11 protein-coding genes are annotated in these 16,130 nt (G+C 48.9%); 5 read left to right on the top strand and 6 right to left on the bottom strand.

Annotation, left to right across the window (positions count from 1 at the left end; translation table 11 throughout):
* Positions 1–219: 219 nt before the first annotated feature.
* The 4 genes from fdhF (at position 220) to NAL19_RS07120 (ending at position 7,385) form a co-directional block, all read left to right on the top strand.
* Positions 220–2,370: a formate dehydrogenase subunit alpha gene (gene fdhF / locus NAL19_RS07135; protein WP_263059239.1), complete on the top strand. Its 2,151-nt coding sequence runs from the start codon at positions 220–222 to the stop codon at positions 2,368–2,370.
* A gap of 724 nt (positions 2,371–3,094) precedes the next feature.
* The gene (locus NAL19_RS07130; RefSeq protein ID WP_263059238.1) at positions 3,095–4,408 is read left to right on the top strand and encodes a CitMHS family transporter; all 1,314 of its coding nucleotides are present in this window, start codon (positions 3,095–3,097) and stop codon (positions 4,406–4,408) included.
* Between the two features lie 107 nt (positions 4,409–4,515).
* Positions 4,516–5,409 carry a GntR family transcriptional regulator gene (locus tag NAL19_RS07125; RefSeq protein WP_263059237.1) on the top strand — a complete coding sequence of 298 codons (894 nt, stop codon included), beginning with the start codon at positions 4,516–4,518 and terminating at the stop codon, positions 5,407–5,409.
* 659 nt (positions 5,410–6,068) lie between these two features.
* Complete coding sequence (locus NAL19_RS07120; protein WP_263059236.1) at positions 6,069–7,385, top strand: dicarboxylate/amino acid:cation symporter; 1,317 nt, start codon at positions 6,069–6,071, stop codon at positions 7,383–7,385.
* Between the two features lie 120 nt (positions 7,386–7,505).
* Here the strand turns inward: NAL19_RS07120 and hypT are convergent, their stop codons facing one another.
* Entirely contained in the window at positions 7,506–8,405 is a 900-nt protein-coding gene (hypT, locus tag NAL19_RS07115) for a hypochlorite stress DNA-binding transcriptional regulator HypT (protein ID WP_129703913.1), read from the bottom strand.
* Between the two features lie 239 nt (positions 8,406–8,644).
* Here hypT and NAL19_RS07110 point away from each other — a divergent pair, with 239 nt between their 5' ends.
* On the top strand, positions 8,645–9,361 hold the full coding sequence (locus NAL19_RS07110) for an aspartate/glutamate racemase family protein (RefSeq protein WP_263059235.1): 717 nt from the start codon (positions 8,645–8,647) through the stop codon (positions 9,359–9,361).
* Between the two features lie 16 nt (positions 9,362–9,377).
* Here NAL19_RS07110 and NAL19_RS07105 read toward each other — a convergent pair whose 3' ends face one another.
* The 5 genes from NAL19_RS07105 to NAL19_RS07085 all read right to left on the bottom strand — a co-directional run bounded on the left by NAL19_RS07105 (position 9,378) and on the right by NAL19_RS07085 (position 15,849).
* Positions 9,378–10,748, bottom strand: coding sequence for an efflux transporter outer membrane subunit (locus NAL19_RS07105; RefSeq protein ID WP_225087504.1), 1,371 nt, complete (start codon positions 10,746–10,748; stop codon positions 9,378–9,380).
* A complete protein-coding gene (locus tag NAL19_RS07100) occupies positions 10,745–12,676 on the bottom strand; it encodes an ABC transporter permease (RefSeq protein ID WP_225087503.1) in 1,932 nt (643 codons plus the stop codon). Before NAL19_RS07100 ends, NAL19_RS07105 begins: the two co-directional genes overlap by 4 nt.
* A complete protein-coding gene (locus NAL19_RS07095; RefSeq protein ID WP_225087502.1) occupies positions 12,670–13,875 on the bottom strand; it encodes an efflux RND transporter periplasmic adaptor subunit in 1,206 nt (401 codons plus the stop codon). The genes NAL19_RS07100 and NAL19_RS07095 overlap by 7 nt, the downstream gene beginning before the upstream one ends.
* A 526-nt stretch (positions 13,876–14,401) precedes the next feature.
* Complete coding sequence (locus tag NAL19_RS07090; protein WP_225087500.1) at positions 14,402–14,698, bottom strand: hypothetical protein; 297 nt, start codon at positions 14,696–14,698, stop codon at positions 14,402–14,404.
* Between the two features lie 122 nt (positions 14,699–14,820).
* Positions 14,821–15,849 carry an AraC family transcriptional regulator gene (locus NAL19_RS07085; protein WP_225087499.1) on the bottom strand — a complete coding sequence of 343 codons (1,029 nt, stop codon included), beginning with the start codon at positions 15,847–15,849 and terminating at the stop codon, positions 14,821–14,823.
* Positions 15,850–16,130 lie beyond the last annotated feature (281 nt).

Genomic DNA, 16,130 nt, shown 5'->3' with positions numbered 1-16,130 from the left:
GGAGGAATATGCTGTCACCTTATTTTCCTGACGGATGCCCTATGGACAAAAGGTCACATCGCTCAACGCGTTAGGCCGATTTTTCATCGCACTGAGCATGACCACGATCAGTAAATTAATTTTCTTTATCGGTGATTATCGAATGTTAGATGACTGCATCAACAGCCAGCCATAAGCATGCAGTTCCTACGATCCAAGACTCGGCTTTGGAGAATAATCATGCAGAAAGTACTTACCGTCTGTCCGTATTGCGGGTCAGGCTGCAAAATTAACCTGCTGGTAGAGAACGGCAAAGTGGTTGGTGCGGAAGGGGCAAACGGTGTCACCAATGAAGGTGAACTGTGCCTGAAAGGCTATTACGGCTGGGATTTTCTTAATGACACGAAAATTCTGACGCCGCGTTTAAAACAGCCGCTGATCCGACGTCAGAAAGGCGCTCCCTTTGAAGCGGTGAGCTGGGATGAAGCTATCGACTTCGCCAGCTCGCGATTAAAAACCATTAAAGAGAAGTACGGCGCCGAGTCGATTATGCACACGGGATCGTCCCGCGGCCCCGGTAATGAAACTAATTACGTGATGCAGAAATTCGCCCGCGCAGTCACCGGGAATAATAACGTCGATTGCTGCGCCCGACTCTGCCACGGCCCTTCGGTTGCCGGATTACAGGTTACGCTGGGCAACGGCGCAATGAGTAATTCCATCTGTGAAATTGAAAAGACCGACTGCATACTGATTTTCGGCTACAACGCCGCAGACTCACACCCCATTGTGGCGCGCCGGATCCTGAAAGCCAAAGCGCGTGGGGCAAAAATCATCGTGTGCGATCCCCGCCATATTGAAACCGCCCGCATCGCCGATCTGTGGCTGCCATTGAAAAATGGCTCCAATATGGCGCTGGTCAACGCCTTCGCCAACGTCCTGATTAACGAAGGACACTATGATAAGGCTTACGTTGCCCGCCATACCGAAGGCTTCGAAGAATTCAGCCAAACCGTCGCGAAATATACGCCGGAATATGTTGCCGACATCACCGGTCTGTCACCGAAATTGATTCGAGACGCGATGCGGATCTATGCCGCCGCGCCGTCCGCCACTATTCTCTGGGGAATGGGCGTGACGCAATGGGGGCAAGGCGTGGATGTGGTCAAAGGACTGTCCGGTCTGGCGCTGCTGACCGGGAATCTGGGGCGTCCGAACGTCGGCGTTGGGCCAGTACGTGGGCAAAACAATGTGCAGGGCGCCTGCGATATGGGCGCGCTGCCCAATATGTTCCCCGGTTATCAAAAAGTCACAGATAAAGCGGTGCTGGCGAAATTTGCCGATGCCTGGGGCGTGGCTGAACTCTCTGACAAAGTGGGCTACTCGCTGACCGATCTCCCGCACAAAATACAGAAAGGGAAAATCAAGGCCAACTATGTAATGGGTGAAGATCCGCTGCAAACCGAGCCGGATCTGTCGATGCTGCGTGATGCTTTCAACGAGTTGGAATTGTTGATCGTGCAGGACATCTTCATGACCAAGACCGCCGTGATTGCCGATGTGATTTTACCTGCGACCTCCTGGGGCGAGCACGAAGGGGTTTATACCGCGGCCGACCGGGGATTCCAGCGTTTTTATAAAGCGGTGGAGCCACAGGGCGATGTAAAACCCGACTGGGAAATTATCAGCCTGATGGCAACAGCGCTCGGGTATCCCATGCACTATAACAACACGCAGGAGATCTGGGACGAACTGCGAGCACTCTGCCCGCTGTATTATGGCGCGACCTACGAGAAAATGGCGGGGCTGGGCTACGTGCCCTGGCCGTGCCCGACCGAAGACAGCCCTGGAACGCCGTGGCTCTATGCGGGTAATCACTTCGATCGCCCCGGTGGGAAAGCGCTGCTCTTGACGGCAGAATGGCGACCGCCGATGGAGCGGGTGGATGAGGATTATCCGCTGGTCTTGTGCACCGTGCGCGAAGTCGGCCACTATTCCTGCCGTTCCATGACAGGCAACTGTACGGCATTACAAACGCTGGCGGATGAACCCGGCTACGTGCAGGTTAGCCCATACGACGCCAAACGTTTAGGCATCCGCGATCAGCAGTTGGCCTGGATCTCGTCGCGACGCGGTAAGGTTATCTCTCGCGTTGCCGTCAGCGAACGCATCAATAAAGGTGCTGTCTACATGACTTACCAGTGGTGGATCGGCGCCTGCAATGAGCTGACGTTGGATCATCTCGATCCCGTTTCTAAGACGCCAGAATACAAACACTGCGCCGTTAAGGTGGAGGCGATTGACGATCAGCAAGCGGCGGAGCACTACGTACAGCAGGAATACAGCCAGTTGAAAGATCGGTTACGTACTACCGCAGAAAACGTCAGCTAATCCCCTTCTCTAGCCGCCGCGAATCCAAGCCGTGGCGGCTTAGGAAATACATCGCCCCCAGACAAGACATGTGATTGAGAAAATACATAGCGTCCAGAAAATACATGCTGGTTTAGACAACGTTTAACTCCCCTCTCTGATAATACCCTTATTCCTCACCTCATCTTGTAAAGATTTATTAATGGACGCGGATGAATTTCCGTTAATCGATAATAAATTTCTACGCAGCCATTAAATTTTCACACCTCTGTTTATCTTTTAAAATTATGTTGGCCATTGTATCCCCTCTCTCTGCTCAATTGCTTTTTATTCCAATTTAGCGCAATTTGCGTTTCATTTTACAATGATTTAATTTGTTTTTAACAAAAAGAGCCCCTGCCAGTCGTGGTAATTTTCCACGTAATGCCAAACAATCGGTTAGATTTAAGCTGGCGGGGATAAAAGGAATGTTATTATCGCTCGTATCGAGGTCGTTTATGTTGCCGATTACCGTTACCTTGTCTCGCCATCATTACCTGTCGTTTATTATTCGTATCGACCCCGGAAGCTAATTTCCTCCTTTTATCCGTCTTTCCTCTGAACGTCTCTGACATCAGGAAATAACCCGTTCCTATCTCTTTCGATATGCGGTTATGCAAAAACCGTACGGCTTTTGGCACCCTAAATTTGCCGAAGAGAAAGGCAGCAAGCTATTAGGAAAATAATAAAAAACAGGAGATTCACTGTGCTCACTATTCTCGGTTTCTCTATGGTCATCTGCTTTATGTACCTGATCATGACTAAACGAATGTCTGCGCTTATCGCGCTGATTCTCGTCCCTACGCTGTTTGCGCTGGCGGCAGGTTTTTATCAGGGGCTGGGAGCAATGATGCTGGACGGCATCAAAACGCTGGCGCCAACGGGCGTTATGCTGACATTCTCTATCCTTTACTTCGGCATCATGATCGATGCAGGGCTGTTCGATCCGTTGGTGCGTTTCATCCTCCGTTTGGTTAAGGGCGACCCGCTGAAAGTGTTGGTCGGCACCGCCGTATTAACCTTAATGGTTGCGCTGGACGGCGACAGCACAACAACCTACATGATCGCGATTGCCGCATTCCTGCCGCTCTATCAGCGGCTGGGTATGAGCGTGCTCGGGCTGACCTGTCTGGTGAACATCGCCAGCGGTGTGATGAACCTTTCCCCCTGGGGCGGCCCCACGGCGCGCGCCGCCGCCGCCTTGCGCGTTGATGCGCTGGACGTTTTTCTTCCCATGCTCCCTGCGATTATTCTAGCCAGCCTGACGCTGGTCGGCGTGGCCGTGTTTCTGGGGCTACAGGAACGTAAACGATTGGGGATCATTGATATCAGCGACTTCCAGAATGCCTCGATCAACCTGGGCAACGGTAGTGACGAAGAAAGCGATGCCAATCGCCGCCCTAAGATGTTCTGGCCTAACTTTGTCCTGACCACCCTGCTTCTGGTGTTTCTGGTGATCGGCATTCTGCCGATTCAGGTGCTGTTTATGGTCGGCTTTGCCATCGCCGTCATGCTCAACTATCCCAAGCTGGAAGAGCAAAAAGCGCGAATCGGCTCACACGCGGCTAACGTGTTGGCGGTGACCTCACTCATTTTCGCCGCCGGGATTTTTACCGGGATCTTATCCGGTACGGGGATGGTGGATGCTATGGCGAAAAGCCTACTGCAGGTGATACCAGAGAGCTTCGGCCCGTATCTTGCGGTATTCACCGCGCTCATTAGCCTGCCGTTTACTTTTTTGATGTCCAACGATGCATTCTATTTCGGAATCTTACCGGTTATCGCACAGACGGCGGTCAACTATGGTATCACCCCAGAGGAGATCGCCCGGGCGTCGATTGTCGGCCAGCCGTTCCACCTGCTCAGCCCGCTGGTGCCGTCACTCTACCTGCTGGTCAGTCTGGCAAAAGTGGACATCGGCGATCACCAACGCTTTGCCATCAAATGGGCGATTTTTGTCAGCCTGTCGCTGCTGGTCGGTGGTATTGTCTTCGGCGCGTTTCCGTTCTATCACCAGTAACGCAGGATTGCTCCGGCTCCAGCCGGAGCCTACTTCGCAGGCAAGCGAACCTTGCTCCAGAACATAACGATCCCCGTAACACCCTTAAATGACATAGCAGGATAGCGATGGCTTTAACTCCCCTACAGACAAGGATTGTCAGGCAGATTGTCGCCTATATTCGCCGCGAGCAACTGCCCCCCGGCGCACATCTGATCGAATCGTCGCTGGCGCAGGTGCTGAATGCCTCACGCACGCCGGTCAAGGCCGCACTGCTGTATCTGACAGAAAAAGGCATGCTGCATTACCACCGTAATCGGGGGTTTTATCTTGACCGTCCGGCCCATGAACTGGGTCATCTGGTCGCCGAATTAGCCACCAGCAGCGAAGACCCACTCTACCAGAAGATTGTCGATATGCGTCTCGCCCGCCGGTTGCCGGAACAGTTTTCAGAAGTGGATCTGATGCGGGAATGTCAGGTGTCCCGTTCCGTTCTGCGCAACGTTCTGACACGAATTCAGCAGGAAGGCTGGCTGGAGTTTCGCACCGGCCAGGGTTGGCGAACCACGCCGATTATCGATTCCGTCGCCGCCTATGAGGAAAGTTTTACCTTCCGTCTGCTGCTTGAGCCGATCAGCCTGCTGTCGCCGCAGTTTCATATCGATCAGCATACGCTGGACGCCTGCCGTAAGCAGCAGGAAGACATTCTCAATGGGGGTTACCTAACGCTGCCCCCCCATGAAATGTTCGATGCCAATACGCACTTTCATGAAACGCTACTCGCCTGTAGCGGCAACCGTTTCGCCCACCATAGCCTGCAACGAGTCAATCAATTACGGCGTCTGGTGGAATACCGACAAAGCAGCCCAACCTTCAATCCCAAGCGGCTGGAACAGATTACAGAACATCTGGACATTCTTGATTGTTTACAGCGGGGAGAACGCGAAACGGCAGCAGAGCGGATGAAAAAACATCTGGAAAACGCCTGCCACGATAAAGTAAGCATCGAGCTTTTTCGCTGAAATAACCAACAGCGAGGCCTCAAATCATAGGTAACATATGTTTAAAAAATAAAAAACACCATTTTAAACACACCAAATGCTTTGAAAGTTACAAATAGAAATACATAGAACAATAAGTAAACATTAAACCAGTAACAACAAAATGAAGGTTAAATCACAAAAGAAAAGTCACGTTTTAAATAATTAAGAAATTAATTTTTTATAAAAATGCATGTACATAAACTTTTCGTTAATTGTTCTTTTATTTTTACTTAATCTTTAAGTAATTCAACATATGTTTTATTGATGTATAGCCACAGATCATTAGCAACACTAATTCAACACATTACGCACCCGCTCTTCGGGCAAAAAAAACACACCCAAACCATTGTTTATTAATGAATTAATGAAGCATGCTTGTTTTATGCGTTCGGTGTGTCACATCCCCATTTATCATTATACACGACATGGATATGCATTTTTCGCATGACAAAGATCACAATTACATAACAATCCGCAGAAAAAAAATGTAAAAAGCAAGAATCGTTGTAATATCTGCGGGCAGACACAACACCCCAATAACAGATTCGGGTGAGGGCTTGGTGTATTCAGGGAAACATCGGCCATCACACGGCAATAATATTGTGTTGTCTGAATCAATTCATCAACATGAGGTTTATATGCAAAGGCAGAAGTTACTTGTACAGATAGTCTTGGCTATCGTCCTGGGAATATTAATCGGCTGGGCCTGCCATCAATATCTTGATGGTAGTCGAGCAAAAGAAGTTGCATCCTATTTCAACATGGTTACCGATATCTTCCTGCGCCTGATTAAAATGATCATCGCGCCACTGGTCTTCGCTACGCTGGTTTCCGGCCTGGCAAGCATGGGAGGAAATTCTTCTGCCGTTGGTCGTATCGGTATGAAAGCGATGATCTGGTTTGTCAGCGCATCGTTCATCTCTCTGCTCATCGGTATGGTGTTCGCAAATCTGTTCCAACCAGGGGCAGGAATGAATCTGCCGATTCCTGTACAACAGGTTGCTACAGGTCTGAACACTGACGGATTTACGCTTAAGAGCTTCATCAGCCATATCTTCCCGAAAAGTATCGTAGAAGCGATGGCGAACAATGAAATTCTGCAAATTCTGGTGTTCTCACTGTTCTTCGGTTCTGCTCTGGCTTATGTCAAAGGCAAAAACAAGCACGCGACCACGATCATTTCCATGATCGAAGAACTGACCAAAGTGATGTTCCGCGTGACCGACTACGTCATGGCGCTGGCTCCTATTGCTGTCTTTGCCGCAATCGCTTCCGCGATTACCACGCAAGGTCTGGGTCTGCTTTACGACTTCGGTAAACTGATCGGTGAGTTCTACCTCGGTCTGGCCGTACTGTGGGGCGTTCTGTTCCTGGTTGGCTACCTGTTCTTGGGCAAAGCCATCGTTACGCTGGCGAAGCTGATTCGTGAACCGACCATGCTGGCTTTCGCCACGGCGAGCAGTGAGTCTGCTTACCCGAAAACCATGGAAGCGCTGACCAAATTCGGCGTGCCGAAAAAAGTCACCAGCTTTGTGCTGCCGCTCGGTTATTCGTTCAACCTTGATGGTTCCATGATGTACCAGTCCTTTGCGATTCTTTTTATCGCACAGGCTTACAACATCGATCTGAGCATTACCCAGCAAATCCTGATTCTGCTGACGCTGATGATCACCAGTAAAGGGATGGCGGGTGTAGCACGTGCTTCCATCGTGGTGGTTGCCGCCACGCTGCCAATGTTCAGCCTGCCGGAAGCCGGTATTCTGCTGATTATCGGTATCGACCAGTTCCTGGATATGGGCCGTACTGCAACTAACGTCATCGGTAACAGTATCTCTACTGCCGTTGTGGCCAGTATGGAAAAAGATATCCATGATGATGATGATGAGGAAGAGGAAGAGGCTACCGACGAAGTCGTCGCCTATCAGGAACCTCAGCAAGCCACGCAAAATAGCTAATGCTGAGTGAGTGAATGCTTCATCATAGCGGCCTTCGGGCCGCTATTTTTTTATCTCGCCATACGTCAAGCAGCCCGTGTGCGGGTCGTATGACTCAGCACCTCAATGGTCTCACGCCGCTTATAGCCCAGACGTCGATGACAGCCCTTTCATGTAGCGCCAGAATTTCTCAGAGGCCACATTCAGCCGCGCATCAAGACGATACAGATAAACCCCCATGCGGATCACCGCATTTTCCATGCTCAGGATCGTCAGCTCTTTGTTTTTCAGCTCTTCCTGAATGGAATAGTCCGGCAGCCAGGCAATTCCATAACCTTTTTTCGTCATGCGTTTGAGCAAGTCGCTCATAGAAGAGACGAAGTTGACCGTAAACTTATCGCTATCGACGCTGGATAAGTAACGGCTGACCTGACGCCCCATGTAGCTCGTCTCGGTATAGTTGAGTAACGGCACCGATGAGGCGCTGACATCAAACAGTGGCTTCCCTGCACTATCACACGCGCAGACCGGATAAAGCCGGGATTCCAGTATCTTCTCGTGCATAAAGGGCTCCCCCATCAGATCCTCATTGTAGAATGAGAAAATGAAGTCGCTGCGTCCTTCTTTGAGATTCAGTACCGCTTCATCGACATCGATGGATTCGACATAGAAGATTTTTTCCTGCGGATCCGGCACGTCTTTTAACAGCTCCGGCATGATGAAGACCGACAGCGAATGCGCCGCCGCAATGGTGATCTTGTTTTTGTAATTATCCCCGCCGTGCAGCTTATTGAGCTGATACTCCAAATCATCCAGCGTATTGCGGATATAGGCGTGAAACACACGGCCCTGTTCGGTGAGTTGCAGCGGCAGCGCGCTACGGTCGAAAATGTCAAACCCAACCGCCGCTTCCAACGCCTGAATGCGCCGGCTAAATGAGGATTGAGAGATATTTCGCTTCTCGGCCGCCAGCGTAAAACTCCGGTGTTCTTCCAGCACGATAAAATCGTAGAGCCACTTGGTTTCGATATTGTTCAGCATTACCCCTCACTCAAAACGCGCAGCGTCATGTTTTCGTTCCCTATACCAACGTCCTATCTCTGCCAACGTCCTGCCTCGCCGATAAAGCGGCTTCCCACCGTATACGGTTAAAATCAATAAAAGCATAGGGATGCCAATAGTTATGCAAATCATACATAGCAGATGGGAATTTAGCAATTCACATTGCCCGGCAGTGTGCGATTATCCTTTTAATTTCATAATGCTACAGGGTTAACAGCATGAACAGTCTCGTGGGAATTCTTGGCGGTATGGGGCCGGGTGCCACCGTCGATGCGATGCAAAAATTGATTAAAAACACGCCAGCGTATCGGGATCAAGACCATATCCCCATGATTGCGGTGTCTATTCCCGATATCCCTGACAGAACAAAATGCATTCTTCAGCACAGTGCCTCACCGCTGGAAAAAATGCTGCAATATATGAAAATTCTCGAAAATGCAGGCGCTGAATGTATCATTATCCCGTGTAATACCGCGCACTATTGGTTTAATGAATTAAAACAGCAATGCCGAGCGGAGATGATCAGTATCATTGATGTGACCTGTCAGGCGATTAAGAGTGCCAACACCACGCGCGTCGGCCTGTTAGCAACGACAGCGACGGTCAAAGCGAGAATTTATCAGGACAACCTGATTGCCGATAATATTGAGTGCTACACGCCGGATGATGCAGACCAACAACAGGTAATGGAAAGCATTTACGCGTATAAATCCGGTGATATCGCCGGTGCCTATAGCATGCTGTCGCCGGTAAAAGATCGCCTGTTGCAGGCTGGCGTCGAGAAAATTATTCTGGGTTGCACCGAGCTTCCTCTCATTCTGGAGCAGGAAGTCAAAACGTCACCCCAGCATTATGTCGATGCGACGGAAGAGCTAATAAAGAAAACGGTCGAGTGGTATTTTTCCCACAGCCCGAGAAATGATATTGCGGCTTAAGGTGCAACAGTGCATATCACTCCTGCAACTCGCTGCCTCCAAGTGCTACAGCCAGATCGTTGGCGGCTTGCAACCTCTGTTGCCACAATATGCTGGATGCTAGCTCCGTGCTATAAAACACATTTTGTGCGTTTAGCAAACGCTGTAGATCCTCAGCTCCCTCTCTATAGCGGATCTCAGCAAGCCTTAGCGAGTCCCGTGCCGCCGCCAACTGTGCATCTTGCCAGCGCTGCTGCTGCTGTAAATTCAACATCGCATGGAGCGCCGTTTCGACGTCACCAAAAGCCACCAATAGCGCTTCGCGGTAGGCGTTAAGCGCAATTTTTCGGTTAATTAAGGCAAGACGCTGATTATCAACTCGAGCAGCTCGATCCCAAATCGGTAGCGAAATCTCCAGACCGCTGCCCCACCCTGGCGCTAACCGAAATAACTGATTTAGTCCCGCTGCGCTCACGCTGGAGGTCGCCGAAAGGGAAATCGAGGGAAACATTGCGGCTCGTGCCGCATCAATATTGGCGCCCGCAGCAGCCAATTTGGCTTCCGCACTTAACAGGTCGGGCCGCTTGTGCATGAGATCCGCAGGAAGACCGCTGCCAATATCAGGCATGCGGAGATCTTCAATATGCAGCCTAGGCTCTATTAATTCCTGCGGCGTTTTATCGAGTAACGCTGCCAGCGTTTTGCTGACCTGCCGAGATTGCTGATGCAGTTGCAGAAACATCACTTCCATTCCCGCAACAAAGGATTGTTGTTGAGCAAGGTCGAGTCTCGCGACAGCACCAGCAGCATATTTAGTCTCCACAAGGGTCAATAATCTGCGGCTAATGTCCAAATTTTTCTCGGCCAGCGCGATCTGACGACGGATGCCAAGCAGTGCTAAATATTGGGTAATTACTGACGAACGCAACATTAATGCCGTCGCGGAAACATCATAAGATGCAGCTCGCCACAACGCTTCATTACTATAAGAAGCAGCGCGTTTGGCTCCCCAGACATCGGGAGAATAAGATAGCGACAGGCTGGCGCCATAGCTTTTGTTCCGCTGATGTTCTCCCCAAACGCCCGAAAGATTCTTAGAAAATGCGCTATTCACCTCTGGTGTTTTCGCCATCTGGCTACTCTGCCATTGGATACGAGCTTGCTCCATGTTCTGGCGAACAGTATCAAGATTACGATTGACCAGCAGCGCTCCTTCCAGCAGCGTGTTCAACTCCTGACTGCCAAAAGCCTTCCACCACCCCTTATCTGGCGGCTTCAGCGCTGAAGTCACGTCTATTGACCAGGTATCCGGTAATTCGGAGGCGGCATCATCAGGAATGGGTAATACTGTACAGCCCGCACATAGCATCCCTATCAATACATAGCTGAATTTCGTTAGTGTCCTCATTCCTGATTCAACGCCATAACGGGATCGAGCTGGGCCGCTTTACGTGCGGGTAAATATCCAAATAGGAGCCCGGTGACAAGCGCACTACAAAAAGAGAGTAAAGCAGGGAGAAAACCCAGCGCGACTGGCTTGCCGAAAGAGTGAACAACGTGAGCAAGAAAATACCCTGACAGTAGCCCCACCAGGCCACCACTCAATGCCAGAATGATGGCTTCCCACAGAAACTGGAACTGGATATCCTGCTGACGAGCACCGACAGCCAGACGAATACCGATCTCTCGCGTACGCTCTGCAACAGACATTAACATCACGTTCATCACGCCAATTCCACCCACAAGCAATGAAATCGCGGCAATTGAACCCAACATGGCAGTCATGATATCCATCGACGCTTCCTGAGAGCGCAAAATAGCCGCCCGGTTGATGATGGTGAAATCAGGGCGCTGATGACGTGCAGACAGTAGATCATTCACCTCGCTTTCCACACGTCTTACCGTTTGTAAGGAGCGTGCTTTCAATGTCACGCTGTCGATATTCTGCCGTCCTATGACGCGTAAACTTCCTGTGCCAAAAGGCACGATAACAGCTTGATCAAGATTCCCGTTCATGTCAGCCCCGCCTTGAGGCGCAAGAACCCCTACCACCGTGAACGGAATATTGTTCAATAGAATGTCGCTGCCTACTGCGTTTCCAGAAGGAAAACTGCGCTGCGCGACCTCTGCACCCAGCACAGTGACAGACATATTCGCGTATTCGTGCAGAGGCATAATAAATGCCCCAGCGCTTAGCCCCCAGTTATTGACCGCCATCGCCTCAGCCGTCGTGGCAATAATGGCACTTTTTAAATTAAAGGCGCCTTGTCGCACCGTAGCCTGTCCTGTAAGCATGGGGACAACGGCGTCGATATCTGGTAGCCGCTTAAGCGCTTCAATATCCGCATCAGTAATACGTCCCGCAGCCACATCAGCGTCAATGCTCTGCGGAATCACGGTCATTAGCGTGCTACCCAGCCGCGATAAGGTTTTTGACATTTCTTGTCGAGCGCCTTCCCCAATCCCAAGCATCACGAGAATAGAGGCAATACCAATAGCAATCCCCAGCAATGTCAGCGCACTGCGCAATGGAGAAAACAGCAGAGTCCGCCAGGCCTGACGCAGTAACGCATAGCGGTCAGTTTTCCCTCCCGCCGTAACAAGCCAATGTGTGCCCATTGTCTCTGCTGGGGCAGAGACAACACGGACGGTATCAGAAACAATACGTCCATCGCGTAATTCGATCACGCGGCGGGCGCGATTCGCCACATCTGGGTTATGCGTGACTAAAACAACGGTTCTTCCTGAAGCCGCCAGCGTCTCCAATAACACCAGTACCGACTCACCGTTAACACTATCAAGCGCGCCCGTCGGTTCATCGGCAAACAACACATCGCCGCCGTTTATCAAAGCCCGAGCGATAGACACACGCTGCTGTTGTCCGCCCGAAAGTTGCTCCGGTTTGTAGTCAAAACGATCGGATAGAGAAAGCTGGCCTAACAATGCCTGCGCATGGTCATGGCGCAACCTTTTTTCCAGCCCAGCATAGACGGTGGGAAGTTCAACATTTTCCTGCGCACTAATCCCAGGAATAAGAAAGTAACGCTGGAATACAAAACCGAAAACCGTACGACGAAGTTGTGCCAATTGATCAGCACTTAACCGAGAAACATCCTGTCCGGCAAAGCGGTAAACACCCTGAGTCGCACCATCTAAAGTCCCTAGGATATGCATGAGAGTCGACTTCCCCGACCCAGAGGGACCAACAAGAGCGACAAACTCACCGGCATGAATAGTCAGATTGATATCCTGTAATACGCTAACGTAGCCCTGAGCCTCGTTACCATACTGCTTGCTAACACCAGATAACGCGATTAAAGGGGTAGGATTTACCATAACGAATCACTTTCCACAATTTGCGGCAACGGTGGTAACAAAACATGCTCACCAAGACTCAGCCCAGAGGTGATTTGAGCAAGAACGGGACCTTTTATACCCACCTGAACCAAACGGGGAATCGCGTTGACATGACCGCCTTCTGGAGGGATCACCTCAACCTGAAAATGCCCATCGGGGCGTAGTGTTAACGCGGTAATCGGGACGCTAATAGCCTGCTTTACCGCATTCACAACGAGGTAAACCTGAGCGCTCATGTGTGACATCAAACGACCATCTGCGTTATCAATATCAAAAAGGGCGGTATAAAATACCGTTTCCATCATGGGGCTTCCACCCATGTTACCACCATTCATCGTGTTGTCCTGACTCCCTTGCGGAGCAGGCATGATCTGCTGTAACTTGGCTGTCCAACGCACTTTCGGATAACCGAGAACACTGAAATAGACAGGCATTCCGATACGGAGACGGGGAATATCCGCTTCAGAGACACGAACGGATACCGTCATCTTTGTTAGATCGGCAATCCGCATAATGACGGGGGTCTGTTGTACTGCATTGAGCGTTTGACCGGGACGAGCCTGTAATGATACAACCGTACCCGCGATGGGCGCGTAAATCTGGGTATAACCTAGCTTGACCTTATCCCCTTTTAACGTTGACTCCGTTTGGCGTATCTGTGCTTGAAGACTTTCTAACTGCGCTTGTGCAACCCGCAAGTTGGCTTCGCTAATCTGTATGTCCTGTTCGCTGGCAGCCCCTTCCATCCACATTTTTCTTTGTCGGGCATTCTGGCGCTGAGCTAATGTCAACTGCGCCATCTGCTGGCGTATAGCCGCCTGCTGACTATCAAGTAATGCACGATTCGCCTCAACCGTCGCGAGTTGTAATTCCGGATCAATCTGCGCGACGAGCTGCCCCTTTTTTACGGTCGCCCCCACCGCCACAGGAATATGCTGAATCTGCCCAGAAACCTGAACCCCAACATCGACATATTGCATCGGGCTTATCTGCCCTGCTGCAGTCACCACATCGTCAATATCGGCGTAGGTAACCTCAACGCTATGGCGATTCGCAAATTCGGTCTGGCTGAAAAATAGACCGCCACTCCAAACCGCAATACCAATACCAAGAGCCCCCAACACCAATAATAGGCTGAGCCATAGTTTTCTCTGTTGTTTATTTATTTCTGATTCCATATTTAACACTCAATACTCAGAAAAAATCTGGCGCTGGCGTGTGGAAATAAAACCTACAATAATATTTGACCAGTCCTATGACAATAAAAAACTGGCCAAACAAAATATCATTTTAAATAGATTAACACATCAAGTCGATGCTATTATGTATTACTATCACACACCCAACTAGACAACACTCGGTCGCCACTAATTTTTGCCGTATCCCTTATATAATGCACACTTTTTGTTTGAGGGTAAGCTTTCCGACAAGCGTCCCAAGCCTTACCCCAACTCGCCGTTGGCGGAATAGAATATGTATAACTTGCACGCCCCGTTGAACGGTCAAAGATAATTGTTGCCGGATCGGAAACATTAACAATCCCAAATATTACCGCACTAGCCTGAGGAACATAGCTTGCTGTTAATGCAACGCTACAGATAAAAAAAGCGAGTGTGCGAATTTTTTTAATCTCATATTTTACGTCCTTTTGATATTACATAATATTAAAGAGAGTGTTGATACTTATAACTGCATAGCAATTTATTATTTATCGTGACAATCCCATGAGGCCAGCCAATATACGCCGCCGGTCGTTTCAGACATACCTTGCGTTGCTCCTTTAAATCCCAGACTTTTAGTCCCACGATACTTGGAACGACATTCATCCCAAGCAGCCCCCCAACTATCTTGCCAGGCAGAATGAGACATAACTTTAGTAATGACAGTCACTCCACCTAATGTTGCTGCTGACGTAGCAGATGAAAATAATGCAGGCAGAAAGAAAACAGTGGCGGTAAAAGAACAAGCCATAAGTAGCTTTTTATGAAAAGTAACGTCCATGTTGCATACCTCGTTTGAGTAATCATAATGTGTCTTATTTACGAACTGCATGATGAGGTTACAATAGTGATTAAAATAAAAAAGGGCGTACGGCGGTCAATTGAGGACAAATCCGGCCATTTTCAGGTATGCCGCTGCGCACGAAGTTGACGAGGCGTCTTGCCGGTCCAACGAGTAAACGCACGCCTAAAACTACGAATGTCATCAAAGCCCACCGCAAGGCCAATCTTTTCTATTGATAATCCTGAGGTGTACAGCAATGCCAGAGCACGCTCTTTACGTACCTCATCCAGCAGCGTGAGATACGTTTTACCGCATTCTGCAAGTCGACGCCGTAATGTACGTTCACTTACTGCAAGCTGTCTGGCTATTGCATCAAACATTGGCGGTTTTTCCAGCGTTCGATATAGGATAAGGGATACCTCATTAACAATATTTTTCTGAACAACATAACGTTCAAGCAGTTGTTCAAGAAACGTCAACATCAATTTATGATTGACATGGTCATGAGTAGGAATAGGTAATTGTAAAATAGATTCTTGAAAATATAATGCATTATGCGGCTGGTTAAAATGTAAATCGCAGTTGAATTTTTTCCGGTATTTATCAAAATAAGAAGGTTGAGGGAAACTAAAGTCTATCTTTATCAACCGGATATTTTTCGCAGACATCTCTTGAATCATTCTTGGTAAGAATGAAAAAGCTTCCTCAATGAGAAAGGTAAGAATATCGATCTGCTGAAATGTACTGTGGGCAAATAACACCAAATTTCTCGACTCTTCTTTCCTATACGAGAAATGCAGTAACCCATGGATAAGCCCTTGATATTTAAATCCGATATCTAATAAATGATGGAGCGTTGGGCTAGTAATAAAAGCAAAATAGAGCGGCCCCATTGTAGAGATAGTATGATTAGCGCCAATCCTTAGCCCAAAGCCATCATATCGGCAAAGCTGTAAGGCTCTCTGGATAACTGTTTGTCCATGAAGCACTGGAATACGGACATAGGGATCATTGACATCTTGCAATGTGATAGGGAGGCCGGAAAAAATTATTTCAGGATCAAAACCTTGATTGACAAGTTCATCACTAATGCTACGTAGTAAAAACGTAGGCATAGTTGAATAGATAAACTCTCTGTTTTTCATCATTCCTCCATGACTGCCGAAAAAATCCCCCACAAAATTTGTTATTTTCCTTTACAAACTTCTTCTAATGGGGCTTTCCAAGTGTTTATTATAGAACAATCTTATCCGATATTGATGGCACGGAATAATTTTTTTACACTTTTAGTTATTGATGAAAGAAATTTTTCTGCGCAGTATTCGTAAAATCATTATGCTACTGAAATAATCATTATTAAAATAAAAAAAGTGCCACTCAACATAAAAAAGTATGTCGAGTGGCATGTGTCTAAGATCCATCAATCTAA

The organism is Pectobacterium sp. F1-1, assembly GCF_025643735.1.
GTDB classification, from domain to species: Bacteria; Pseudomonadota; Gammaproteobacteria; order Enterobacterales; family Enterobacteriaceae; genus Pectobacterium; species Pectobacterium colocasium.
The sequence above is the reverse complement of the archived record's forward strand: the minus strand, read 5'-3'. Positions and strand labels throughout refer to the sequence as shown.